The 1,931-nt window shown below is 63.1% G+C and carries 2 protein-coding genes; both read right to left on the reverse strand.

Features of this window, described 5'->3' with window-relative positions; translation table 11 throughout:
* Window positions 1-140: 140 nt before the first annotated feature.
* Entirely contained in the window at window positions 141-614 is a 474-nt protein-coding gene (locus Q8M42_RS05975; RefSeq protein WP_305283693.1) for a DUF3299 domain-containing protein, read from the reverse strand.
* A gap of 9 nt (window positions 615-623) precedes the next feature.
* Window positions 624-1,889: an ABC transporter permease gene (locus tag Q8M42_RS05980; protein WP_305283695.1), complete on the reverse strand. Its 1,266-nt coding sequence runs from the start codon at window positions 1,887-1,889 to the stop codon at window positions 624-626.
* Window positions 1,890-1,931: the final 42 nt, after the last annotated feature.

The following is a 1,931-nucleotide window of genomic DNA, read 5'->3' on the forward strand; positions in this document are numbered from 1 at the left end:
GTGTCGGCCGCACAACCTTTCCCTGGATTATCCGAGCAACAAAAATGCCGTTCACCTGGCTTGAATGAACGGCATCGGTGTTAAGGCGTTACTCAGCTATCCGGTAGCTCATAGGCATAAATCTTTTCCGCCTCCATCTGCTAACCGGCTTCGGCCAGCTCGCTGCTGGTCTGCTCGACATTGAGCGGGCCCTCGATCCAGAACGGCTGATACAGCGCATCGAGCAGCACACCCAGCTCGCTGGTGACATGCACGATCTGGTTCGACGGCGGTGGCGGCACATGGATGCACGCGCCGAAGTATGGCACTAGCAGGAACTCAGTCACTCGGCCTTCATCGGTGACATCCAGCGGCACGATATAGCCCGGCAGTTTGACTGATTGGCCATCCAGCGCCTGCACCACTGGCGCGGCAGGCGATTGCTGCATGGCCGCCGGGCGGGACTCGGCGAGGGCGTCGGCCAGCTGCGAGAGGTCGTGGATCGGCGCCGGTTCAACGACTTGTGGTGGGGCGTCGGCCGGAACCATTTCCGACCAGGTCAGCTCGCGCACCTCGGCAGCCGCCAGCGGCAGGGCCAGGGTGAACAGCAGGGTGGCGAGCAGAGAGCGGTGCATGCAAAAGCCTCATAAGCGGATCGATAAGCCATCGGCCAGGGATTGGCGATACGCCCGCCAGGCCGGTACACAGCCCATCAACAGGGCGGCGCTCAGAATAGCGCCGAGCAGCGTCCACTCATAGCGGGTCGGCAGATTCAGTGGCAGGTACAGGCCGTAATTCGCCTGCACATAGCCCTGCGCCCCGGCGATACCCAGGTACAGCAACAGTAACCCGAGCAGCACGCCCGCCAGGGCCAGGGTAAAGGCCTCGACGATCAGCAGGCTGGCGATATGCCAAGGGCGCGCGCCGACCGAGCGCAGAATTGCCATTTCCCGGCGGCGTTCGTTAAGGCTGGTGAGAATCGCCGTAAGCATGCCGATCAGCCCGGTCAGCACCACGAACAGCGAAACCACGAACAGCGCTTTCTCGGCGGTGCCCATCAGGCTCCACAACTCCTGCAGGGCTACGCCGGGCAGGATCGCCAGCAGCGGCTCACCGCGAAACTCGTTGATCTCCCGTTGCAGGCTAAAGGTGGCGATCTTGCTGTTCAGGCCGAGCATGACGGCGGTGATCTGCTTGGGCTGTAGGTCCATGGCCCGCGCTTGTTCCGCGCTGACCTTGGCCGCACCGCGTGCCGGCATACCGTTTTGCCAGTCGACATGCAGGGCCTCCATGCCGGCCAGGGAGATATGCAGGGTGCGGTCTACTGGAGTGCCGGTGCGTTTGAGGATGCCGACCACCTTGAACGGTTTGTCGTCGTGCTTGACCAGGCTGATGGTGGCCACGCCATGGGCCAGCACCAACTCCTGATCAAGCTGGTAGTTGAGCGCTTGCGCCACTTCGGCGCCGAGCACCACTTCAAACGGGTCGTCGGCAAAGGCGCGGCCGCTGCTCAGTTGCAGTGGCTGGCTGCGGGCATAGCGGTAGTGCTCGAAATACGCCGGGCTGGTGCCCATCACCCGGTAGCCGCGGTGCGAGTCGCCGAGGGAGATCGGGATCGCCCACTTGACCTGACGATGGTCGGCGAAGTGCTCGAAGCTCTCCCAGCGAATATTGTTGGTGGCGTTACCGATGCGAAATACCGAATACAGCAGCAGGTTCACGCTGCCGGAGCGCGCGCCGACAATCAGGTCGGTGCCGCTGATGGTGTTGGCAAAGCTGGCGCGGGCTTCGGTGCGCACCCGCTCGACGGCAAGCAACAGGCATACAGAGAGGGCGATGGCGAACACCGTCAGCCAGGCGGTAAAGCGGCGGTTGCCCAGGCTGGCGAGGGCGAGACGCAATAGGTACATCGTTAAATCTCCGCCAAGCGGGTGGCTTTGTTCAGCTCGGCC

Origin of the sequence: Pseudomonas sp., assembly GCF_030684895.1 — a bacterium.
Classification (GTDB): domain Bacteria; phylum Pseudomonadota; class Gammaproteobacteria; order Pseudomonadales; family Pseudomonadaceae; genus Aquipseudomonas.

Excerpts from the sequence above, each read along its gene's own strand:
- Q8M42_RS05975 (WP_305283693.1), bottom strand. The coding sequence starts at position 614 with ATGCACCGCTCTCTGCTCGCCACCCTGCTGTTCACCCTGGCCCTGCCG.
- Q8M42_RS05980 (WP_305283695.1), bottom strand. The coding sequence starts at position 1,889 with ATGTACCTATTGCGTCTCGCCCTCGCCAGCCTGGGCAACCGCCGCTTT.